Source organism: Stenotrophomonas sp. I18B00994 (genome assembly GCF_014145825.1).
GTDB classification, from domain to species: Bacteria; Pseudomonadota; Gammaproteobacteria; order Xanthomonadales; family Xanthomonadaceae; genus Stenotrophomonas; species Stenotrophomonas maltophilia.
In genome coordinates this window covers 46,326-67,556 of record NZ_JACIUW010000020.1, presented here as the reverse complement: position 1 = coordinate 67,556, position 21,231 = coordinate 46,326, and the positions used below count along the sequence as shown (strand labels likewise).

Annotated in this window: 18 protein-coding genes; 4 read left to right on the top strand and 14 right to left on the bottom strand. The window is 68.2% G+C overall.

Annotation, left to right across the window (positions count from 1 at the left end):
- Positions 1 to 62: 62 nt before the first annotated feature.
- The 5 genes from H4O10_RS18120 to H4O10_RS18100 all read right to left on the bottom strand — a co-directional run bounded on the left by H4O10_RS18120 (position 63) and on the right by H4O10_RS18100 (position 3,940).
- Positions 63 to 614, bottom strand: a complete 552-nt coding sequence (locus H4O10_RS18120; RefSeq protein WP_012480451.1) for a hypothetical protein — start codon at positions 612 to 614, stop codon at positions 63 to 65.
- 58 nt (positions 615 to 672) lie between these two features.
- Positions 673 to 1,653 carry a DUF4880 domain-containing protein gene (locus H4O10_RS18115; protein ID WP_005409893.1) on the bottom strand — a complete coding sequence of 327 codons (981 nt, stop codon included), beginning with the start codon at positions 1,651 to 1,653 and terminating at the stop codon, positions 673 to 675.
- Positions 1,654 to 1,722: 69 nt separating this feature from the next.
- Positions 1,723 to 2,253 (bottom strand): sigma-70 family RNA polymerase sigma factor, encoded by a 531-nt coding sequence (locus tag H4O10_RS18110; RefSeq protein ID WP_012480452.1) that lies wholly within the window; start codon positions 2,251 to 2,253, stop codon positions 1,723 to 1,725.
- A gap of 16 nt (positions 2,254 to 2,269) precedes the next feature.
- Positions 2,270 to 2,950 carry a TonB C-terminal domain-containing protein gene (locus H4O10_RS18105; protein ID WP_012480453.1) on the bottom strand — a complete coding sequence of 227 codons (681 nt, stop codon included), beginning with the start codon at positions 2,948 to 2,950 and terminating at the stop codon, positions 2,270 to 2,272.
- Between the two features lie 525 nt (positions 2,951 to 3,475).
- A complete protein-coding gene (locus H4O10_RS18100; RefSeq protein WP_005413654.1) occupies positions 3,476 to 3,940 on the bottom strand; it encodes an Lrp/AsnC family transcriptional regulator in 465 nt (154 codons plus the stop codon).
- A 127-nt stretch (positions 3,941 to 4,067) separates the two neighbouring features.
- Between H4O10_RS18100 and H4O10_RS18095 the strand changes: the two genes are divergently transcribed.
- Together H4O10_RS18095 and H4O10_RS18090 are read left to right on the top strand one after the other, a co-directional pair.
- Positions 4,068 to 4,799, top strand: a complete 732-nt coding sequence (locus tag H4O10_RS18095; protein WP_012480454.1) for an AzlC family ABC transporter permease — start codon at positions 4,068 to 4,070, stop codon at positions 4,797 to 4,799.
- Positions 4,796 to 5,110 carry an AzlD family protein gene (locus tag H4O10_RS18090; RefSeq protein ID WP_012480455.1) on the top strand — a complete coding sequence of 105 codons (315 nt, stop codon included), beginning with the start codon at positions 4,796 to 4,798 and terminating at the stop codon, positions 5,108 to 5,110. Before H4O10_RS18095 ends, H4O10_RS18090 begins: the two co-directional genes overlap by 4 nt.
- Positions 5,111 to 5,162: 52 nt before the next feature.
- Here the strand turns inward: H4O10_RS18090 and glgX are convergent, their stop codons facing one another.
- The 7 genes from glgX to glgA are packed head-to-tail and all read right to left on the bottom strand — an operon-like array spanning position 5,163 to position 17,292.
- Entirely contained in the window at positions 5,163 to 7,283 is a 2,121-nt protein-coding gene (gene glgX / locus H4O10_RS18085; RefSeq protein ID WP_012480456.1) for a glycogen debranching protein GlgX, read from the bottom strand.
- Positions 7,270 to 7,440: a DUF2934 domain-containing protein gene (locus tag H4O10_RS18080; protein ID WP_005413658.1), complete on the bottom strand. Its 171-nt coding sequence runs from the start codon at positions 7,438 to 7,440 to the stop codon at positions 7,270 to 7,272. Before H4O10_RS18080 ends, glgX begins: the two co-directional genes overlap by 14 nt.
- The gene (gene treY / locus H4O10_RS18075) at positions 7,409 to 9,982 is read right to left on the bottom strand and encodes a malto-oligosyltrehalose synthase (protein ID WP_012480457.1); all 2,574 of its coding nucleotides are present in this window, start codon (positions 9,980 to 9,982) and stop codon (positions 7,409 to 7,411) included. Before treY ends, H4O10_RS18080 begins: the two co-directional genes overlap by 32 nt.
- A complete protein-coding gene (locus H4O10_RS18070) occupies positions 9,979 to 11,823 on the bottom strand; it encodes a 4-alpha-glucanotransferase (protein WP_012480458.1) in 1,845 nt (614 codons plus the stop codon). Before H4O10_RS18070 ends, treY begins: the two co-directional genes overlap by 4 nt.
- Positions 11,820 to 13,535, bottom strand: coding sequence for a malto-oligosyltrehalose trehalohydrolase (gene treZ / locus H4O10_RS18065; RefSeq protein ID WP_012480459.1), 1,716 nt, complete (start codon positions 13,533 to 13,535; stop codon positions 11,820 to 11,822). The genes H4O10_RS18070 and treZ overlap by 4 nt, the downstream gene beginning before the upstream one ends.
- Positions 13,532 to 15,769 carry a 1,4-alpha-glucan branching enzyme gene (locus H4O10_RS18060; RefSeq protein WP_012480460.1) on the bottom strand — a complete coding sequence of 746 codons (2,238 nt, stop codon included), beginning with the start codon at positions 15,767 to 15,769 and terminating at the stop codon, positions 13,532 to 13,534. Before H4O10_RS18060 ends, treZ begins: the two co-directional genes overlap by 4 nt.
- Entirely contained in the window at positions 15,766 to 17,292 is a 1,527-nt protein-coding gene (glgA, locus tag H4O10_RS18055) for a glycogen synthase GlgA (RefSeq protein ID WP_012480461.1), read from the bottom strand. Before glgA ends, H4O10_RS18060 begins: the two co-directional genes overlap by 4 nt.
- A gap of 441 nt (positions 17,293 to 17,733) precedes the next feature.
- On the opposite strand from glgA, the gene H4O10_RS18050 reads away from it, so the two are divergent.
- Entirely contained in the window at positions 17,734 to 18,162 is a 429-nt protein-coding gene (locus tag H4O10_RS18050) for a PAS sensor domain-containing protein (RefSeq protein ID WP_005409905.1), read from the top strand.
- A complete protein-coding gene (locus H4O10_RS18045; RefSeq protein ID WP_012480462.1) occupies positions 18,159 to 19,688 on the top strand; it encodes a sulfite reductase flavoprotein subunit alpha in 1,530 nt (509 codons plus the stop codon). Before H4O10_RS18050 ends, H4O10_RS18045 begins: the two co-directional genes overlap by 4 nt.
- A gap of 199 nt (positions 19,689 to 19,887) precedes the next feature.
- Here the strand turns inward: H4O10_RS18045 and H4O10_RS18040 are convergent, their stop codons facing one another.
- Positions 19,888 to 20,556 (bottom strand): ATP-binding cassette domain-containing protein, encoded by a 669-nt coding sequence (locus tag H4O10_RS18040; RefSeq protein WP_012480463.1) that lies wholly within the window; start codon positions 20,554 to 20,556, stop codon positions 19,888 to 19,890.
- Positions 20,546 to 21,229 (bottom strand): molybdate ABC transporter permease subunit, encoded by a 684-nt coding sequence (gene modB, locus H4O10_RS18035; protein WP_005409908.1) that lies wholly within the window; start codon positions 21,227 to 21,229, stop codon positions 20,546 to 20,548. Before modB ends, H4O10_RS18040 begins: the two co-directional genes overlap by 11 nt.
- Between the last annotated feature and the right edge of the window lie 2 nt (positions 21,230 to 21,231).

Sequence of the window (21,231 nt, the reverse complement as noted above, 5' to 3'; positions counted from 1 at the left end):
AGGCAGGTGAAGCGACAGCGCGCATGCAGCTCTGTGCACTGCGTGGCGCTTCATCGACAACGTCATCGCAGCGTCATCTGCCTGCAGGCTTCACGTTCCAGCCGCGGTGCTTCGCCTCCACAACGGCGTGCCAGTATCGCCACGTCGCTGCGCGCGGCGAATGTTGCCAGCGCATTGGACATGTCCACGTCGTCGAACCATGACGCCATCGCAACGCGCAGCGCCGGCAGCTGCCAGCCGTCCATCACACCATGGGTGCCTGCTACGAACCAATGCCAGAGGCGATGGTGAAGCACCTGGTCGTGCAGCTGTGCGAGATCCTCAATGCGATGCACGTCCATCAACAGCAGTGCGCGTGCAACCGCCGCGGGCGGCAACGCACCGGCTTCAGGCAGCGGAAGCGACTGCTGCTGCAGGCGCAGCAGCATCGCCAGCGGGTGCGACTGCGGATCAAAATCCAGCAGCACCGCCTGTTGCTGCCACTGCGCATCGGACACCACGCACACCCAAGGTGAGCCATAGCGATGCACCATCAATGGCCGTCGCTGCGTGGTTTCCAGCAGCGCCGACAGATTGCGACGCAGATCCAGCACACCGATGGTCTCGTTGCGCATCCTTGGCCTCTCCTCGCTTGCAACAGCCCTGCGCGGCGCGCAGGGCCAGCGTCTTCATCTATCCAAGGACGGCAATGCCACCCGGAAAGCGACGCAGATCCAGCGACATCGTCAGTCGCAGCTGCTCCAGTGCCGCGTCTGGATCATCAATACGGAAGCGACCGCTGACCGGCGCGCGCGCCAACGCCGATTCACCCAACAGAACCTTGCCACGACGATAACGGTTGATCTCGTCCACCACCTCGCGCAGCGGTGCGCGGCGGAACACCAGCATGCCTTCGGTCCAGGCGCTCACTTCAGAAGCCACGGCTTCGGCCACCACGCCACTGAGGCGCTCGTCGTACTGGGTCTGCTGACCCGCCTGCAGCTGCAGCCGGCCCTGCGGATGCTCGATGCGGGCGCTGCCCTGCAGGCAGGTCACCCGTACCTGGCCGTGGGTGTTGCGCACATCCAGGCGCACTGCGCCTTCATCGGCAATCACGCAACCCGGGCCCGCGAACAACGCCAGGCGCAGGCCGGCCAGGGTCTCGATCGCGGCCTGGCCCTGCACCAGCTCGAAGCCTTCGCCCTGCGCGTCGGCGCGGCGGCGCAGGCTGCTCTGCGTATCCAGTTCGATCTTCAGCTGTGGCAAGGGTGCGATCTGCAGACGTTCACCGGTGCCGGTGTGGAAATCAGCCGTCATCGCCGTCACCGAAGGCCACAGCCCCAGCGGCGGGCGGATTGCCGCCACCACCACCAGGCTGGCCGGGGCGGCAATCGCCGCGCCCAGGAAGGCGCGCCGGCTCCAGCGCTGGGCCGGCGTCGGCGCCACCGGTTGGCGCGCGGCGGCGGGCAGCTGCTCGCCGGCCAGGCGTACCTGCTCCCATTGCCGGCGCGCACGGCCGAACGCCTCACGATGACGCGGATCCGACTCGCACCACGCACGGAACCTGCGCCCGTCGGCGGCGGTCGCCTCGCCCGAGGTCAGCCGCACCACCCACGCGTGCGCCTGACGCTCGACGGCATCCAGCGGGCGTTGCGGGCGATCGTCAGGATCCATGGGGGCTCATGCCGGACCCGCACGCTGCGGGGTTCTGCTCGGCGTCAAAGTGTAGACGGATGCCGCCGTTCAGAACCGCACCTGGCGCCCCTGCCCGCTGCGCTCGGCCAGGTAGTCCTGGGCCGCCTTCAGCTCACGCTGCACCAGCCGCAGCGACACACCGAGGCGATCGGCCACGTCACGCTGCTGCAGGCCATCGACGCGGATCGCCAGCAGGATGCGGCGACGGCGCTCGGGCATGCGCTGCAGCAGGCCGACCATGTCTTCCAGCGCGAAGTCCAGTTCGGCCGCCTGCGCCGGGCCGGGTGCAGGGTCGGCCATGTCCATCAGCGTATCCACCTCCTCCAGGCTCAGCAGGCGGTGGTCAGCACGTTGGCGGTCGATCACGGTATTCATCGCCATGCGCAGCAGGTAGGCCGCGGGGTTCTGCACGGCATCCAGGCGGTCACGCCGCGCGCTCAGGCGCATCCACGTGTCCTGCAGCGCGTCGCCGGCCAGCTCCTCCGAGCCCAGCTTGCGCACCAGCCGGCGCTTCAGCTCATCGTAGGCACCCAGAAGGTGGTCCATCAGGTCAACTGCCCCAGCCGTACCGTTGCTCATGTTCGAATCCTTGAAGTCATGGAAGGGGCGCGCGCCGGCCACAGTCGTGGTCGGTGCCGGAAGGACGGATCTGCAGCGTCACCGGCTGCGGCAGCGCAGCGGCATCGGGCGCCAGCACCAGGCCCTGCAGTGCCTGCAGCAGGCGCGCATCGCGGCGGGCGCTGCCACTGCCTGACAGCAGCTCGGGCTCGCTCACCTGGCCCGCGCCGTCGATGCGGAAGCGCAGCGTCGCGGCATAGCGGCCGGGCGCGATCTCCGGGTCGTCACAGAACGCCGCACGCAGCCGCTGCTGCAGGCCGCCGTAGCGACGCCGACGCTCGGCCTCGGGAAGTTCGGCGCCAACACCGGGTTCGGCTGCCGAGGGCGCGCCCCGGCGCAGCACCACGCGCTGCTCGCCGATCACCTCGGCCTCGATACCGGAGTCCTGCAACAGCACCTGCAAGGCAGGCAACGGCGCCAGGCTGCCGCGCAGCGCATGGCTGCTGCGGCCCGCGGCCAGGTCACCCGGGTACATCACTGACCACCCACTGATGACGCTGAAGCGCTCGACCGCCTGTTCCAGCGGCTGCGTGGGGATGTCGTAGGCATGAACAGCGTCCTGCGCGGCAGCGGCAAAGGACAGCAGCAGCCAAGCGGCGATGGCCACCTTCCAAGTTCTGACCGCATGGTGTCCATTCAGCCCCCTGACGTAGAACACATGACCCTCGGCAGCGACAGCAGCTGCAGTGGACGCGCGCCACCACCGGAACCCCGGCCCGCGCGCGACCCGCAAGCGGGCTCAAACCGTACCGAGGCCACATGTCATTGCGATGACCGCTGCCTACAGCCGACGTGAACCCAGTCGCCCATCAGGAATCAATGAATCGAACAGACCGCGCTATCTACGCACGGAGTCAGAGCCCGTTGCGCAGCAACGGGACCCGACCCCGTGCCGACCCAGACGTGTCGACCAAGGTCGACACCCACCAAGAGCAGCTCATGCCGTTCCACCAGATCGTGGAAATCTGTCGAAGGCGGGGTGGGTCCGGGTGCAGGGGTGTCCGCGGCATGGATGCCGCGGCCAAGCCCCCATGGACGGGTTTACGGCGTCCCCTGCAACCGGACCCACCCCGCCGTCCCACGGAATGCACGCTGTTGCTTCGGCTGTTGCTTCTGAGGTTGCCGGCCAGCGGCCGGCACTACCCGCGGGTGCCGGGTGCAACCCGGCCGCAAACCCCATCCCTCAAAGCGGCAGCTGGGTCGTCTGCTTGATCCGCTGCATCGGAATCTCGGTCTTGGTGTTCTGCACCCCGGCAATCCGGTTCAGGTGCTGCATCTGGAACTGCCGGTAGGCATCCAGGTCGGCCACCGCCACCCGCAACAGGAAATCGCAGTCACCGGCCATCAGATGGCATTCAAGCACTTCCGGGAACGACTTGATGCTGTTGATGAAATGATTGGTGGTGTCCTCGTCCTGCCCGCGCAGCCACACCCGCACGAACACCGTGAAGCCACGGCCCACCTTGGCCTCGTTCAACAAGGCCACATAGCGGTCGATGTAGCCGCCCTCCTCCAGCAGACGCACCCGGCGCAGGCAGGCCGACGGCGACAGCCCGACCAGGCGTGCCAGCTCCAGGTTCTGCAGGCGGCCGTCGCGCTGCAGGGCGTCGAGGATGCGCCGATCGAGGTTGTCCAGCTGGTACTGCATGGAATTTCACCTCTTCCACTTCTGACCGCATGAAATATCAATCATCCAGAATCAAGTGGTATCAACGCAACCCGATTTCGCGATTGGACCGCTAGCATGGGCCACCCCCACCTTGTTGTGCCGTTCGATGGACGCCCGTACCACCCTCCCCCTGCCTGACACCTGCGATACCGCACCGCGTGCCGAATTCCTGCGCGGCCTGCGCGCCGCCGTGCCGGTGATGATCGGCTTCATTCCCTTCGCCTTGGTGCTCGGCGCGCAGGCAGCCCAGAAAGGCCTGAGCGCACTGGAAGTGCCGCTGATGACCGGCCTCAACTTCGCTGGCGGCTCGGAGTTCGCCGCCGTCGAACTGTGGACCTCGCCACCGCACATTGCACTGATCGTGGCCATCACCGCGCTGGTCAACAGCCGTCACCTGCTGATGGGCGCCAGCTTGGCCCCGCTGCTGCAGCACCTGCCGCGCCGCTGGGTGCTGCCGGCGCTGTTCTTCATGTGCGACGAAAGCTGGGCGATGGGCGTGGCCGATGCGCGCCGACGCGCGCTTGGCTTCAGCCTGGCCTACTACCTGGGCGTATCGGCAGGCCTGTACACGGTCTGGGTGGCCTGCACCGCGCTGGGCGCGATCGTTGGCCCGATGCTGGGCGACATCCACGCCTATGGTTTCGACATGGCCTTCGCCGCCGTGTTCCTGGTGCTGCTGCGTGGCATGTGGCAGGGCATGAAGGCCGCGCGGCCGTGGCTGGTCAGCCTGGCTGTAGCCGCTGCTACCTACCTGCTGGTGCCAGGTGCGTGGTACGTGGCCAGCGGCGCACTGGCCGGCCTGGCCGCGGCCTGGCTGCTGGCGGAGGACGCAGCATGATCTTCGATGGCCTGATCCACTGGACCTCGGTACTGGCCATCGTGCTGATGGCCGCCGCCACCTACCTGACCCGCATCGTCGGCTTCCTCGCGCTGCGCAACCGCACACTGAGCAAACGCGCAGTGACGGTGATGGAAGCCGCGCCGGGCTGCGTGCTGATCTCGGTGATCGCCCCGGACTTCGTGGCCGACAAGCCAGCCGACCTGGCCGCACTGGCCATCACCCTGCTGGCCGCCACGCGGCTGTCGATGCTGCCGACCGTGCTGATCGGCGTGGTCTCGGCGGGTGTGTTGCGCTATCTGATGGGGTAGCTACCGGTACGCCGGGCAATGCCCGGCGCACCGTAGTGGCGCAGCAGAGCAATCACGCGCTGCTGCTTGCCGCCAGCAGGCACAGGCTGCGCGGCGGCAGCGTCCAGGCGCCTTCCTCATCCGGCTCCAACGGCGTTTCGTCGGTCTGCAGGAGTACGCGCCGGAACGACAGGGCGTCGTCTGACACACAGAACCGCTGCGGCTGCTCCCCGGCGTTCAACAGCAGGGCCAGGCTGACATGCCGCCCGGGCTCGCGCAGGCCACTGTCCGGGCTGCGACCGTCCAGCACGATCAGCAGCGCACGCAGCCCTGCGTCATGCCAGTCCGCTTCCTCCATGCCGCGACCATCGGGATGCCGCCAGTCGATATCGCGCAGGCCCAGTGCCTCATCGTACTCGCCGCGCAGGAACCGGTTCCGGCGCAGCAGGCCATAGCGCCGGCGCAGCGACAGCGCCCGCCGCACGAACGCCACCTGCGCCTGTGCAGCCGGCAATGCTGCGCGCTCCCAGTCGATCCAGCTCAGTGGATTGTCCTGGCAGTAGGCGTTGTTGTTGCCCTGCTGCGAATGGCCGAACTCATCGCCTGCCAGCAGCATCGGCGTCCCCTGCGCCAGCAGCAGCGTGGCCAGCAGGTTGCGCATCTGCCGCGCACGCAACGAAAGGATCGCCGCATCATCGGTGTCTCCCTCCACGCCGTGGTTGCTGGAAAGGTTGTGTGAGTGGCCGTCACGGTTGTCCTCGCCGTTGGCCTCGTTGTGGCGATCGTTGTAGCTGACCAGATCGTGCAGGGTGAATCCATCATGCGCCGTCACCAGATTGATGCTGGCCGACGGTCGCCTGCCGTGGTGTTCGAACAGGTCGGCCGAGCCGGTGAAGCGCGTGGCAAACTCCGCCAGCTGCCCGCCATCGCCACGCCACAGCGCGCGCACCGTGTCGCGGAAGCGGTCGTTCCACTCGGCCCAGCCCGGCGGAAACTGGCCCAGCTGGTAGCCGCCCGGGCCGATGTCCCATGGCTCGGCAATCAGTTTCACCTGGCTCAGGATCGGGTCCTGGCGTACCGCATCGAGGAAGCTGCCCGAGGCGTCAAAGCCATGCCGTTCGCGGCCGAGGATGGTTGCCAGGTCGAAGCGGAACCCATCCACCCGCATCTCGGTCACCCAGTAGCGCAGGGAGTCCATGACCATGCGCAGCGCACCGGCATTGGTCAGGTCGAACGTATTGCCGGTACCCGTATCGTTGATGTAATAGCGGCGATCATCGGCCAAACGGTAGTAGCTGGCGTTGTCGATGCCCTTGAACGACAGCGTAGGGCCCAGCTCGTTGCCTTCGGCCGTGTGGTTGTAGACCACGTCCAGGATGACCTCGATGCCCGCGTTGTGCAGGCGCGCGACCATCTGCTTGAACTCGGCCACGGTGCCCAGCGACAGATAGCGTGCCTGCGGCGCGAAGAAGCCGACGGTGTTGTATCCCCAGTAGTTGCGCAGCCCGCGCTCGAGCAGCTGCTGGTCATCCACGTAGGCATGCACCGGCAGCAGCTCGATGGCGGTCACCCCCAGATGGCTGAGGTGGTCGACCACCGCATCGTGCCGCAACGCGGAGAAAGTACCGCGCTCGGCCTGCGGGACGTCGGGATGCTGCATGGTCAGTCCGCGCACGTGGGCTTCGTAGATCACGGTCCGGTCCCAGGGCGTGGCAGGTGCACGCTCGACGCCCCAGCTGAAAGCCGGATCGATCACGGCACAGCGTGGCATGTAACCGGCGCTGTCGCGGCGGTCGAAACTGAGATCGCCATCGCGGTGACCCAGGGTGTAGCCGAACAGGTGTGGGGCCCACTTCAGTTCGCCGACGATCTGCTTGGCGTAGGGGTCCAGCAGCAGCTTGTTGGGATTGAAACGATGGCCCTCTTCCGGGGCATACGGGCCGTGCACCCGGTAGCCGTAACGTTGCCCGGGCCGCACGTCCGGCAGGTAGCCGTGCCAGATCTCGTTGGTGTACTCGGGCAGCGCGATACGCTCGACTTCACGGTTGCGCGCGTCGAACAGGCAGAGTTCCACCCGGGTGGCGTGCCGAGAGTACAGCGCGAAGTTCACACCCAAGCCGTCCCAGGTCGCTCCCAGCGGGAACGGCCGGCCTTCGCGCACCCGCGAGGTCTGCGTCCACTTACGGCTGGCCATCGGTTCCCTCCTCGTCGCGCGCAGCGGCAATCTCGGCTTCCACCAGGCGCTCGGCCATGTGCCAATGCCGCTGCTGCTGGTCGTCCGGGCGCCCTTCCGCTTCCCATATCTGATGGGCCAATGCCTCAATCCGCTGCCGTCGTTCCCTGCTGTCCATTCCTGTCCGTCTCCTCGTTGATCCATACCGCCAACGGGCTGCCAGCCAGAAGCCGTGCCGCGTCCTCGGTTGCCTTGAAATGTTCGATGCGCCCGTCCAGCAGGTTGCGCATGCGGCCTGTCGGCAGCCCGTGCAGCATCACGCCAGTGCCGACGTCGTGTGCTGCGTGCAGGCCGGGCCCGGGCACGGCGGTGGGCGAACCACGCCGCACGATCACCAGCAGCACCTGCGCCTGATGCCTGCGCGCGAATGCCAGCCAGGGCGAGCGCGCCGGTACGGACAGCGCCTGCAGTTGGCCGTGCAGGAACAGCTGCGGGTGCCTGCGGCGGCACTCCAGCAAGCGCCTGAGCAGAAATGCCTTGATGCCACCGTCCCGCCAGTCCTCCAGCAGGGCGGGCCAACCGCGCGTATCGCGCAGCCACGCCTGCCGCACTGGATAGTCCACGGCACGCCGGTTGTCCGGGTCCACCAGGCTCAGGTCCCAGCCTTCTCCGCCCTGGTAGAGGTCGGGCACGCCGGGCAGGCAGTGCTGCAGGCACAGCTGCGCCAGGCCGTTGCAGGCGCCGGCCGGCGCAATGCGCGCCACGAACGTCGCCAGCGCCTCCCGCACCGGCTGCAATGGCGCTCCATGCAGCAGCGCGTGCAGCCACTGCGCGGCGGCCTCCTCCACCGCCACGTTGGGATCGGACCAGCTGCTGACCCGTTTGCCCTCGCGCAACGCCTTGGTCAGCCATTGCACCATCCTCGATGCGAAGTCGGCGCCCGGGTTACCGTGCATCGGCCACGCGGCCACGAGCGCCTGCCACAGCGCATAGGCCTCGGCACCCGGCAACGGCATCGGCGCGCCCGCGCGGGTCGACATCCGGCTCCAGCGCCGCACAGCCTCCCGCCACTCGACCGTGCAGGTGCTGAGAACCGCCAGCCGCGCCCGGCTGTCGGCCCCGCGCTTGTGATCGTGGGTCGCCAGCGCAAGCAATGCCCGCGGATGGCGCTGCAGGCGTCCCATTGCGTGTTCCAGCAGCTCGCGTCCCTCCATGCCCAGCCGCTGCGGATCACTTCCGACTTCGTTGCGCGACAGCAGCCTGAAGTAACGATAGAAGGCTGTGTCCTCCACCGACTTGGCATTCAACGGCGCGGCCAATTGCCCGAATCTCACCCGCAGCGCGCGCTCGACGTCCGCCTCGCCGGGAAGTGCCCGCAGCAGCAGATCCAGTGCCGCGTGTGCCGTACCGTCCAGTGCCTCGCGTGCTGCCACGGCAGCGTCCACCAGGGCCTTCCGTTCACCCGCATCCTGCAGCGAATAGGGGCGGTAGGTACGGTAGTGCCGCAGCAGCGTGGCCAATGCACGGGCAAGCGCAGCGGCTCCGATATCGGCTTCGGCCAGCCGGGGCTGCAGCACCCGCTGCGCGCTGCGCAGCAGTCGCTGGAAGTCGGTGTGAAGCGACGTGCGCAGCAGCATGCTGCGGGCATCCTGCTGCAAGTCGTCAAAGCTGCGCGCGTCGCCACTCGCTGCTTGCCAGGTGCGGGAGAGCGCGGGTGCAGCAGCCGGATCATGCAGCCAGGCGCCAACCTGGTCCATGAAGTCATAGCCCGTCGTGCCGTCGCAGGCCCAGCCATCGGGCAGCTGTTCGTCCTCCGCCAGTATCTTCTCCACATGCACGCTCACTGCCTGTGGGTCGCGACCGCCTGCCGCGCAGGCCGCGTCGAGCGACGCACGCAGGTGTTGCAGGTACGGCCCGGGTGACGACAGGCCATCCACATGGTCAATGCGCAGGCCGTCAACCCACCCCTCACGCACCAGCCGCAACGGCAGCGCATGCACCGCCGCGAACACATCGTCGCGCTCCACCCGCAGTGCGGCCAGTTCGTTGATGTCGAAGAAGCGCCGGTAGTTCACCTGATCGCCCGCCGTGCGCCACCAAGCCAGCCGGTAGTGCTGCCGCTGCAGCAGCGTGTGCAACCGTTCGACGCTGCGGTTGCAGCGTTCCGCCCATGCCGGCCACTGCGCGGGTGCCAGCGGATGGCTGCGCGGAGACAACGGCAATGCCAGCCCGTGATGACGCAGCGTCGGCCGCTCATCGTCCACTGCTACGCGCAACACGCCATCGCGCACGGCGTCGTGCAGTGGCCGGTCCAGCACTGGCAGCCAGAGCCGGCCCTCGCAGCCCGGCGCCTCCCAGTCAATGTCGAACCATCCTGCATGGGGACTTCTGCACCCGTGCAGCAGCACATCGTTCCACCAGGGCGTCTGCGGGGATGCCGCAAGATGGTTGGGTACGATGTCCAGGATCAGGCCCATGCCATGCGCACGCGCCGCTGTCGCCAGCCGCTGGAAGGCTTCTTCGCCGCCTAGTTCCGGATTGATGCGGGCCGGGTCGAGGCCATCGTAGCCATGCATGGACCCTGGCATCGCAGCGCTGATAGGCGACAGGTAAAGGTGGCTGAGGCCCAGCGCGGCGTAGTACGGCAGCTGCGCCGCAGCGGCCTCGAAGTTGAAGCCTGCATGCAGCTGCAGGCGTGCGGTGGCACGCAACCGGGTCATCGTCCCGCCTTGCGTCGCGTGGCGCTGAACCGGGCAATGCGCGCATCGGCCGCGTCCGGATCCCACGCAAGCGGCAAGCGTCGGCGCCAGTTCGGGTGACCACTGACGGTACCCGGCAGGTTCACCTGCGCGCGGCTGCCCAGCGCATCTTCCAGCGGGAGCAGCGCCAGCCGTGAAGGTGCGTGCGCCACCAGTGACAGCGCACGCGCTTCCAGCGTCGCGCCCTCGCCCCGGGCGACTGCGGACAGCGCCTGTACCTCGCTGGCACGCGCGTGCAGCGCCGCGGGAAGCTCGGTCAGCTCACCCAGGCGTGCACGCCAGCGCAGGTCGCGCCCACGCAGCCAGCCGGCCAGCGGCGGCAGATCATGGGTGGAGGGCATGGCCACCGCATCGCGGCGCCACCGTGGCGCCGGCAGGAAGCGCTCACCGTTGCGGGCGAACGGCAGCACCTCCAGCCCCAGCACGCCACGGGCTGCCAGTCGCTGGCGGATACCCGGAGGAACCACGCCCAGGTCTTCGCCAATCAGCACGCAGCGATGGCGCCACGATTCCAGCACCAGCAGGTTGATCAGATCATCGAACGGATAGCGCAGGTACACCCCCTGCCCGGCGCCTGCGCCACGAGGCAGCACCCACAGCCGCTGCAGGCCCAGGATGTGGTCGATGCGCAATCCACCGCGACCCGCCATCACGGCGCGCAACACGCGGATGAACGGTTCAAACCCTTCGCGCTGCAACGCAGAGGGTGACCAGCTGGTGATACCCCAGGCCTGGCCCAGCGGATTGAACGCATCCGGCGGCGCGCCCAGCTCGAGGCTCTGCAGCAGACGGTCGCCGCCGGTCCGGGCCTCGACGCCCTGCGGTGCACAACCCACTGCCAGATCCGCGATCAGTCCGATCGACGCGCCGTCGCTGCGCAGTCCCGCCTGCACCTGCGCCCAGCCTTGCCGCGCCAACCACTGCGCAAACGCATGGTCGTCGGCGCTTCCAGTGAAGCGGTCAGCGGCGTGCTCGCAATACCGCAGCAGGGGTTCGCCCTGCGCATCGCACCACGTCTGCAACTGTTCGTACTGTGCCGGCGCCTGCTGCCGCAGCCATTGGCGCCCTTGGCGCAGCCAGCGCCACTTCACTGCCGACGAGTGCGGCCAGTCGATGCGGCGTGCTGCGGTAGCCGCTTCAACGGCCATCGCCAGTGCTTCGTCCTCGCGCAACACGCTGCTGGCGGCCTCCGGCAAAACCTGCGGCAGCGACACCTGCAGCGGGTCAAGCCAGCGCCGGTCGCTGGGCGAGTAAGGACTGTAGCCCGGACCCGGTGGCAGGCCGGCGTGCAGCGGACTCAACGCCAGTGCATCGCCGCCGTGACGGTGCAGCAGCTCGCGCCACCGCGCACAGCCGGCGCTGTCACCGATGCCGGCATCATCGGGCGCGCGCAGGCTGTAGACCTGCGCCGACAGACCCCAACCGCGCAGCAGGCCCTGCGGCCACCAGGCACGCTGCGGTGCCACCGCAACCGCCTGTTGCTGCCCGCCCTGGCGCCGCTGCCAATAGCCTGGCTGATCCGGAACCCGCCAGCGCCCTTGCGCATCCGCACGTGCAGGCAACGCTGTGCCCTGCTCGTCCACCCAGCACGCCGCGCCCGTTGCCTCAGGCATGGCCAGGAGCTGACCACAGCAGGCGGTGAGCAACGGGTGGACCACCGGCGCACCGTCGCACGCGAACTCCGACAGCACGGCGCGCAGCACGTCGGGCGCAACCTCGCGCTCTGCTCCGGCCACGTCGGTCCAGCGGACCAGCAGGCCCGCACGGCGAGCCGCCTCCCGCACCGCCGCATCCGTATTCATGCGGCGATCCAGCGCGCAAGCGCACCGCCGCCTGCCGGCAGCATCGCGGCCGCATCCGGCCCCACGACGCACTCGCCGGCCGGCATCGCGTGGGCCACCGGCGACGGACCCACGTTGATCGCGATCCACCACTGGCCCGATGGCAACTGCCAGCCCGCCTGCACCGCGCCCTGGCCCAGCACGCGCGCGCCCAGCGACCGCGCCTGCAGCAGGCCAGGCTGCAGATAGCGCCTGCGCAGGCCGAGGAACTCACCCGTGCAGCGCAGCCAGTGCTGCGACCAGGGATCATCGCCGGGCGGCGTGTACGACGCCTGCAGGGTCGCCGCATCGTTCGGGTCCGGAATACGCGCGCGCGCGGCGGCGTCGGCAAAGGCACTGAAACCGGAGAACTCACGGCGACGCCCTTCACGCACCGCCTCGTCCAGCGGCGGCGCATAGTCGGTGAAGAACAGGAAGGGCGATTGCGCCTGCCACGGTTCGCCCATGAACAGCAGCGGGATCATCGGCGTCAGCAGGGTCAGGGCCAGCGCCGCGCGCAGCGGCGCAGGATCGGTCAGCATCGACAGGCGCTCGCCGAAAGCGCGGTTGCCCACCTGGTCATGGTTCTGCGCGAATACCACAAAACGCGCGGGCGACAGGTCGGCGCTGGGTTCGCCGCGGGGATCGCCGCGCAGGTCCGGTTCGCCCTGCCAGGCGAATCCCTCGGCCAGGCAGCGCGCCAGGAGTGCTTCGGCGCGCCCGGCATAGGCCGCGTAATAGCCTTCCTGCTCGCCGGTCAGCATCACATGCAGCGCGTTGTGGAAGTCGTCGTTCCACTGCCCCTGATAGGCGCCGCGCAGCCAACGCGCCTGGTTGCGTTCGTTCTCCAGCACCAGGTGCGCCTGCGGCACCGCAGCGCGTACCTCATCGGCCAGCTGCTGCAGGAACCGGTCATCGTCAATGGCGTGCACAGCATCCAGGCGCAGTCCGTCGACGCCATAGTCGCGCAGCCACATCAGCGCATTGTCGATGAAGAAGCGCCGCACCCAGGGCTGGCGGAAGTCGATGGCCTCGCCCCACGGCGTGCTGCGATCGTCACGGAAGAACCCGCACGCGTAGTCGCGCAGACGGTTCCCCTGCGGCCCGAAGTGGTTGTAGACCACATCCAGCAGCACCGAGAGCCCTGCATCGTGCGCCGCGTCGACAAAGGCCTTCAGCGCGGACGGACCGCCATAGGCCAGCGCGGGTGCATACGGGAACACGCCGTCGTAGCCCCAGTTGCGGCCACCGGGAAACTGCGCGACCGGCATCAGTTCAATGGCGGTGATGCCCAAGGCCGCCAGCATCGGCAGCTGCGCGGTCAACGCCGCGAACCCGCCGCCGGCCTCGATGTGCACTTCATAGATCACCAGGTCCTGCCAGGCATGCCCCTGCCACGTGGGATGTGCTCCATCCGTGCCAAGCACCACCGCGCTGTCACCATTGACGCCGTCCGGTTGCCAGCGCGAGGCCGGGTCGGGCACGTCCTGGCCGGACGGCAGGCGGAACCGGTAGCGGTCACCATGCGACGCCTGTGTCCGCAGCCAGTGGCAGCCGTCCGGGTCGCGGTGCATCGGCCGCAGCACGCCCTGCAGGCACAGCGCCACGGTGCCTGCGTCCGGTGCCCACACGCGGAACTCGACACCTTCACCGGCCACCGGCCATGCGCCCAGGCGCGGCGCCACTGCGGTCATGCATCAACCTGCAGATACAGCGTGGACAGCGGCGGCAGGGTCAGCCGCAGCGACTGCGCGTGACCATGCATCGGCCGCGGCTCGGTATGCACTGCGCCGAGGTTTCCCGCGTTGCCGCCACCGTAGTAACCGCTGTCGGTGTTGAGCCGTTCGGTCCAACACCCCGGTTGCGGCACGCCGACCCGGTAGCCGTCGCGACGTACCGGAGTGAAGTTGCTCACTACCAGAAGGGTGCGGCCGCTACCGGCCGGATCCCGGCGGATGAAGGCGTAGACGCTGTTGCGGCTGTCGTCGGCCACGCTCCAGTCGAAACCGCGTTCGTCGCGTTCGTCGCGGTGCAACGCAGGTTCGGCGCGGAGCACGGCATTGAGGTCGCCCACCAGGCGCGACAGGCCCTGGCCCTCGTTGCTGGCCGCCTGTACCCAGTCCAGTGCCGCATCGTGCGACCACTCCTGTCCCTGGCCGAACTCGCCGCCCATGAACAGCAGTTTGCTGCCCGGGTGCGCCCACATGAAACCGTAGTACGCGCGGAGCTGGGCCAGCCGCTGCACCGGCTCACCCGCCATCTTGGCCAGCAGCGCTCCCTTGCCGTGCACCACCTCGTCATGCGAAAGCGGAAGCACGAACCGTTCGGAGAAGGCGTAGACCAGGCCGAAGCTGATCTCACTATGGTGATGCTGGCGATGAACCGGATCGCGCCCCAGGTACTGCAGGGTGTCGTGCATCCAGCCCATGTTCCATTTGTGGGTGAAACCAAGCCCGCCCTGCTCCACCGGCGCGGTCACCCCCGGCCATGCAGTGGATTCCTCGGCGATCACCAGCACGTCCGGAAAGCGCTCGCGCAGCGTCTGGTTCATCCGCCGCAGGAACGCGACCGCCTGCAGGTTCTCGCGCCCGCCCTGCTCGTTGGGTATCCACTGGCCCTCGGCACGGCTGTAATCCCGGTACAGCATGGACGCCACGGCATCCACGCGCAGACCGTCGATGTGGAACCGCTCCACCCACTCCAATGCACTGCCGATCAGGTAGGCGGCCACTTCGTTGCGGCCATAGTTGTAGATCAGCGTGTCCCAGTCGGCGTGCACCCCTTCACGCGGGTCGGCATGCTCGTACAGCGCGGTCCCATCGAACCCGGCCAGGCCATGCGCGTCGTTGGGGAAGTGCGCGCTCACCCAGTCCACGATCACCCCGATGCCGGCCTGATGGCAGCGGTCCACGAAGCGCGCGAACGCCTGTGGCGTGCCATGGCGCGCCGTTGGCGCGTAGATCCCCAGTGGCTGATAGCCCCAGGAACCGCCAAAGGGATGCTCGCTGACCGGCAGCAGCTCGATGTGGGTGAAACCAAGCCCTGCCACGTACGGAATCAACCGGTCGGCCAAGACATCCCAGTCCAGCGGCGAACCATCGTCGCTGCGCTGCCAGGAGCCCGCATGCACTTCATAGATGGACAGCGGCGTGCAGGTTCCGGCCTGCCGCCGCGCCGCCAACCATGCATCATCGTGCCACTGCATCGGCGCGGCCGAAGGCACCCGCGAGGCGGTGGCCGGTGGCAGCTCGGCCCAGCGCGCCATCGGATCGAACTTGTCGGGCATCACCCGGCCGTCGGCGCCGACAATGCGGAACTTGTAACGGGCACCGGCCTGCACGCCAGGCAGGAACAGCTCCCACACGCCAGCGGTGTGGCGCAGCCGCATCGGATGGCGCCGGCCATCCCACCCGTTGAAATCGCCGACCACGGCAACCCTTCGTGCGTTGGGGGCCCACACCGCGAAGCGCACGCCGTCGATACCCTGTACCTGCATCGCTACCGCGCCCAACTGCCGCGCTGCATCAGCATCACCGGCATGGAAATGCTGCAGCAGCGCCTCATCCAGCAGCGGACCGAAGGAATAGGCATCGTGCACCTGCTCCACACCCTGCTCGAAATGCAGGGCGAGCAGCGGCACGGGCGCTTCACCCGCTGCACCTTCGAACAGGCCGGGCAAGGGGCCCGGTTGCAGATCCCAGCGCCGCTCCGGGCCCGCAATCACCTCCACGCGACGCGCGTGGGGCACCAGAACGCGCAGCTGGCGCTGGCCATCGGGCTGTTGGTGCGGCCCGAGCCAGGCAAACGCATCGGCCGGCCGTGCATGAACCAGGTCGTCCAGGACCGGAGCCACCACGCCCTCCTCCCGTCCGGCAGTTGCCATGGAGTCGTCCTCGAGGGCGACCGGCTGCAGGCTGTCGTGGCTCATGCGGCCACCTGGCAGGTCTGCTGGTACAGGGCCAGATACGCGCGTCCGGCCGCGTCCCAGCCACCCGGCCGCAGCATGGCGGCGCGGCGCATGGCCTGCAGCAGGCCGGGCAGGCGGAAGGTGCGCATCGCCCGTTCCACGCAGCGGCGCAGGCCATCGGCATTGGCGCCGTGGAACAGGAATCCGGTCACGCCATCCTCGACGGTATCGACCAGCCCGCCGGTCGCGTGTGCGATGGGCAGGCAGCCGAAGCGCTGCGCGTACATCTGGCTCAACCCACAGGGTTCGAAACGCGAAGGCATCAGCAGGAAGTCGGCGCCGGCAAACATCTGGCGGGCCAGCGCCTCTTCGAAGCCGATGAATGCGCCCACCCGTCCGGGGTAGCGCCGGGCCAGCGCCTGCACCTGCGCTTCCACCTGCGGCTCGCCGCCACCGATGATGACCAGCTGGCCGCCGGCCGCCACGATCTGCGGCGCCACGTCGCATGTGATGTCCAGGCCTTTCTGGTGCACCAGGCGGGAGACCACCGCGAACAGCGGGCCGGCCGAGGGCGCCAGGCCGAATGCACTGCGCACCGCGTGCGCATTGGTGGCGCGCCCGGTCCATTCGCCGATGCCGAAATGGGCCTTGAGGTGGATGTCGCGGCGTGGATCCCAACTGGCGTCGATGCCGTTGACGATGCCACTCAGGTGTCCGCCGGCCGCCCGGCGCGCCAACAGGTCATGCAGCCCGCAGCCGTCATCCGGGGCGGTGATCTGCTGCGCGTAGCGCAGGCTGACCGTGTTCAGCCGCGTGGCATTGGTGATGCCACCCTGCAGGAACGACATCTGCCCATGGAAGTGCAGTTCATCCAGGTGTTCGACCGGCACGCCCAGCACAGGTGCAAGCGCATACGGAAACAGCCCCTGGTAAGCCAGGTTGTGGATGGTCAGCAGGGTCGGCACGGTGGTCCGGTCCCAACGCACGTAGGCTGCGGCCATGGCCACAGGCCAGTCATTCAGGTGCAGCAGCTGCGGCGACCAGTCCAGCCCGGCACGCCCGGCCGCAATCTCCGCCGCCGCGTGTGAGAGCGTGGCGAAGCGAACCGCGTTGTCCTTCCACTCCTGGCCCTGCCCATCGACGTATGGCGAACCTTCGCGCTCGTACAGTTCTGGCGAGAGCAGCACGTAGATCGGAAGGCCGTCTGCCTGCACTGCCATGCCGATCCCGCACGCAGGCAGGCCCGCCCTCGCGCTGACCTGTCCCACCCGCTGCAGCTGTGGCAGGCGCTGCAGTACCTCCGGGTAGCCGGGCAGCAGCACGCGCGAATCACAGGCGCCGCGTACCGCACGCGGCAGGGCTGCGGCCACGTCGCCCAGGCCCCCGGCCTTGATGAAGTCGGCCATCTCGGTCGCGACGAACAACACACGCTGTACCAGCTCCGGCAGCTGCAGTGGCTGCGAGTGGCCACGCCGGGTGCCGATCGGCACGAGCGAACCGGGAGAGGTCGCAACAGATGAAGCGGACTGGACAGCGCGGGCCATGGGAGGGTCTCTCGGGTATTTCAGGCAGACGGACGCCAGCGGCGCCCGGACGGGCGCTGATGGTGGGAAGGAAGTCGACGCAGGACGTGGGGGACGTCAGCGAGAGGCTCAGGACGACAATAGCCCTGCATGCGATCAATCAACCGTGAAGCCATGGCGATTTCTTTGTGACAACACGTCATGAGCTCAGTACACATGACATGCGCCCGCCTCCTGCCCGTGTCTCCTGCGATGGGGCCGAGCCCACGCCCGGCTGTTGGCAATCCCACGTGCCGCCTGAGCCGAGCTGGATTGGTCTTTAAGAGACTCACCCTGCGACACCCGGTCGCAGGCCTTCGCGCTACGCGCTTGACCAATGTCAAACCGCCCGCCGCCGCGCGGGCGTATTCCTATGCAGGACCCGAACACGCCGGCGCGGCCGGCATCCACAAGGACCCTGCGATGAGCTACACCCCCGACAACGCCCAGCTGCTGAACGCCATGCAGAACGTCATGGTGATCTCCACCACCGACCTGCAGGGCAACATCACCTACGCCAATGACCTGTTCTGCACGCTCACCGGCTTCGCCCGCGAAGAGCTGATCGGCCAGCCGCACAGCATCGTGCGCCACCCGGACGTGCCCAAGGCCGTATACAAGGACATGTGGGACACCATCAAGGCCGGCAAGACCTGGACCGGCATCGTGCCCAACCTCGGCAAGGGCGGCGTGCTCTACGTGGTCGACACCACCGTGCAGCCGCTGTTCGACGCAGACGGCAACATCACCTCCTACATCAGCATCCGCCGCGTGGTGAACGACCTGATGCAGAACTACGACCTGGTCGAGTTCAGCAAGGAAAAGTTCGACGACTTCTACGAGGCCGCGTGAACGCTCTCCCGACCAGTACGCCCTTCAGCCGTCTGCTGGTGGGTTTCGCGTCCGAGTCGGGCAACGCCCGCGCCCTGGCCCAGCGCCTGGGCGCGGAACTGCAGCCGCACGGGCCGCAGGTGCTCCCGTTCAACGACATCGACGTAGCCAGTCTCGGCCAAGGCGATGTGCTGCTGGCGATCTCCAGTTCCTTCGGTGACGGTGAGCCGCCAGCCAATGGCGAGCAGTTCTTCGAAACGCTGCGCCAGGTCCCGACGCTGAGCGGCCTGCGCTATGCAGTGTTCGGGCTCGGTGATACCGGCTACCCGAGCTTCTGCGGCTTCACCAAGGCGCTGGATGCCGCGCTGAGCGAGCGCCAGGCGCAGCCGCTGCTGCATCGGGTGGACGCCGACCTGGGCTACGAGCAGTTCTTCCAGCAATGGCAGCCGGTGCTCGGCCAGGTGTTGGATGGCGACCTCAGCGCTGGCCAGCACCTGCACCTGCAGGTCACCGCCTATGGCGAAGACAATGCGTTTGCCGCTCCTATCCTCGAACGCCGCCGCTTGAACAGCAGCGACCCGGCCGCCTGGCACCTGCAACTGGACATTGCCGGCAGTGGCATGGCCTACCGCGCGGGGGACACCCTGCACGTGGTACCCGAGAACGACCCTGCCTTGCTGCAGGCATTGGCTACCTGGTACGGCGACACCGCCGCCGTGGCCGCCCTGCACGACCGCGAGCTGCGCCTGCTGAGCAAGGGCGTGCTGCGCGAACTGGCCAAGCTCGGCGGCAGCGAGGTACTGAAGGGCCTGTTGAAGGTCAGCCAGAAGCGCGAGCTGGAAGCCTACCTGCACGGCCTGGACCTGCTGGACGTGCTGCAGGACCACGCCACGCCGGACAGCGTGCCGCTGGCCCGGCTGCGCGAACTGCTTTCACCGCGGCTGCCGCGCGCCTATTCGATCGCCTCACACCCGTGCGACGACCAGCTGAGCCTGTGCGTGCGCGAAGTGCGCTACCCCCTGCGCGGCCGCGAGCGCTTCGGCACCGCCACCGGCAGCCTGCTGCATGGCGGCGAGCACGCCCGTGTGTACTGCCGCTCCAACCCTGGCTTCCACCTGCCCGATACCGGCCAGGCGCCGCTGCTGCTGGTCGGCACCGGCACCGGCATCGCACCGCTGATGGGCCTGATGCAGGAGCTGCAGGCCAACGGCTGCGAACGCGAGGTGCACCTGGTGTTTGGCGAGAAGCACCGCCAGCACGATTACCTGTATCGAGACCAGCTGCAGGACTGGCACGCGCGTGGCGTGCTGGCCGGCCTGCATACCGCGTTCTCGCGCGATGGCGCTGAAAAGATCTATGTGCAGCACGTGCTGCAGCAGCGCGCCAGCGAAGTGCGCGACGTCCTGGCCCGCGGTGGGCATCTTTACCTGTGCGGCAACAAGCGCCATCTGGAAGGCGCGGTGCGCGAGGCCATCGATGCCATTGGTGGCGAGGGGCGCTGGGACGCGCTGCGCGGTGAAGGCCGCACGCACTGTGAGCTGTATTGATCGGTACCACTGGACTGCACGAATCCTGGACCGGTAGAGCCGGCCGCTGGCCGGCATTACCAGAATATGTAGCCAACCATCGCCCGTGCATCACGGTAGAGCCGGCCGCTGGCCGGCTGCCCAGTATCCCTTGGTTGCCGGCCAGCGGCCGGCACTACCATCAGATGTGACCCACCGTCGCCGGTGCGTCCATCACGGGTCAATTGCCGACAATGCGGCCGTCCACCACGCGCGCCACCTGCTGGCCGAACATGGCCACGTCCTGTGGATCGTGGCTGATCAACAGCAGCGGAATGCCGGTCTTGTCCAGCACGGTCTCCAGCTCCTGGCGCAGATGCTGGCGCAGGTCATGGTCCAGTGCGGAGAACGGCTCATCCAGCAGCAGCGCCTGCGGCTGCGTCACCAGGGCGCGCGCCAATGCAGTGCGCTGGCGCTGGCCACCGGAGACCTGCGACGGCAGCAGATCGCCCACCGTGTCGATGCGGAATGCGTGCAGCCACTGCTCCACCGCATCGAAACGCTGGCCGACCCGCGGATTCAACCAGCCCTTCTGCAGCCCGAACGCCACGTTCTGGCGCACGCTCAGGTGCGGGAACAACGCGTAATCCTGGAACACGTAGCCCAGCCGGCGGCGCTGCGGCGGCAGATCCACAGCGGTGGCCGCGTCGAACAGGGTCTGCCCCTGCAGGCGCACATGGCCCTGGCCCGGCCGCAGCAGCCCGGCCACCGCCTTCAGGGTCAGGCTCTTGCCGGCGCCTGAAGGTCCGAACAGCACCACCTGGCGCTGCGTGCACTGCAGCGATACGTCCAACACGAAATCCTGGCCGGCCGCCTGCAGGCGGCGCCGCACCTGCAGGTCAAGCCACATCGCGCAGCTCCCGGCGACGCCCGCCCACCAGCCGCGCTGCCAGCAACAGGATCACGATGCACACCACCGAAGTCAGGATCACCAGCGCATTGGCCTTGCCATCCTGGCCGGCCTGCACCGCCTCGTAGATGGCGATCGACAGCGTCTGCGTGCGTCCCGGAATGCTGCCGGCCACCATCAATGTCGCGCCAAACTCACCCATCGCGCGTGCGAAGGCCAGCAGCAGGCCGGCAAGAATGCCGCGCCACGCCAGCGGCAGCGTGACGCGGAAGAACACCGCTGCTTCGGACACTCCAAGCGTGCGCGCGGCCTGCTCCAGCTGCCCGTCCACTTCTTCGAACGCCGCGCGTGCCGGCTTGAACACCAGCGGCAGCGAAGCCACCGCCGCGGCGATCACCGCGGCCTGCCAGGTGAACACCAGGTTGATGCCGAACCACGACTGCAGCCACGCGCCGATCGGGCCGTTGCGGCCGATCAGCACCAGCAGGTAATAGCCCAGCACCGTCGGTGGCAGCACCATCGGCAGGGTCAGCAGCGAATCCAGCAGCTCGCGGCCGGGAAAGCGCCGCCGCGCCAGCAGCGCGCCCAGTGCCACGCCCAGCACCAGATTGATCGCGGTGGCCCAGCCGGCCACCTTCAGCGACAACCCCAGTGCGCTCCAGTCGAGATCCATGC

Bases quoted from the DNA above. Each gene is read 5' to 3' on its own strand.
- H4O10_RS18120 (WP_012480451.1), bottom strand. From the start codon at position 614: ATGCGCAACGAGACCATCGGTGTGCTGGATCTGCGTCGCAATCTGTCG.
- H4O10_RS18115 (WP_005409893.1), bottom strand. From the start codon at position 1,653: ATGGATCCTGACGATCGCCCGCAACGCCCGCTGGATGCCGTCGAGCGT.
- H4O10_RS18110 (WP_012480452.1), bottom strand. From the start codon at position 2,253: ATGAGCAACGGTACGGCTGGGGCAGTTGACCTGATGGACCACCTTCTG.
- H4O10_RS18100 (WP_005413654.1), bottom strand. From the start codon at position 3,940: ATGCAGTACCAGCTGGACAACCTCGATCGGCGCATCCTCGACGCCCTG.
- H4O10_RS18095 (WP_012480454.1), top strand. From the start codon at position 4,068: ATGGACGCCCGTACCACCCTCCCCCTGCCTGACACCTGCGATACCGCA.
- H4O10_RS18090 (WP_012480455.1), top strand. From the start codon at position 4,796: ATGATCTTCGATGGCCTGATCCACTGGACCTCGGTACTGGCCATCGTG.
- glgX (WP_012480456.1), bottom strand. From the start codon at position 7,283: ATGGCCAGCCGTAAGTGGACGCAGACCTCGCGGGTGCGCGAAGGCCGG.
- H4O10_RS18080 (WP_005413658.1), bottom strand. From the start codon at position 7,440: ATGGACAGCAGGGAACGACGGCAGCGGATTGAGGCATTGGCCCATCAG.
- treY (WP_012480457.1), bottom strand. From the start codon at position 9,982: ATGACCCGGTTGCGTGCCACCGCACGCCTGCAGCTGCATGCAGGCTTC.
- H4O10_RS18070 (WP_012480458.1), bottom strand. From the start codon at position 11,823: ATGAATACGGATGCGGCGGTGCGGGAGGCGGCTCGCCGTGCGGGCCTG.
- treZ (WP_012480459.1), bottom strand. From the start codon at position 13,535: ATGACCGCAGTGGCGCCGCGCCTGGGCGCATGGCCGGTGGCCGGTGAA.
- H4O10_RS18060 (WP_012480460.1), bottom strand. From the start codon at position 15,769: ATGAGCCACGACAGCCTGCAGCCGGTCGCCCTCGAGGACGACTCCATG.
- glgA (WP_012480461.1), bottom strand. From the start codon at position 17,292: ATGGCCCGCGCTGTCCAGTCCGCTTCATCTGTTGCGACCTCTCCCGGT.
- H4O10_RS18050 (WP_005409905.1), top strand. From the start codon at position 17,734: ATGAGCTACACCCCCGACAACGCCCAGCTGCTGAACGCCATGCAGAAC.
- H4O10_RS18040 (WP_012480463.1), bottom strand. From the start codon at position 20,556: ATGTGGCTTGACCTGCAGGTGCGGCGCCGCCTGCAGGCGGCCGGCCAG.
- modB (WP_005409908.1), bottom strand. From the start codon at position 21,229: ATGGATCTCGACTGGAGCGCACTGGGGTTGTCGCTGAAGGTGGCCGGC.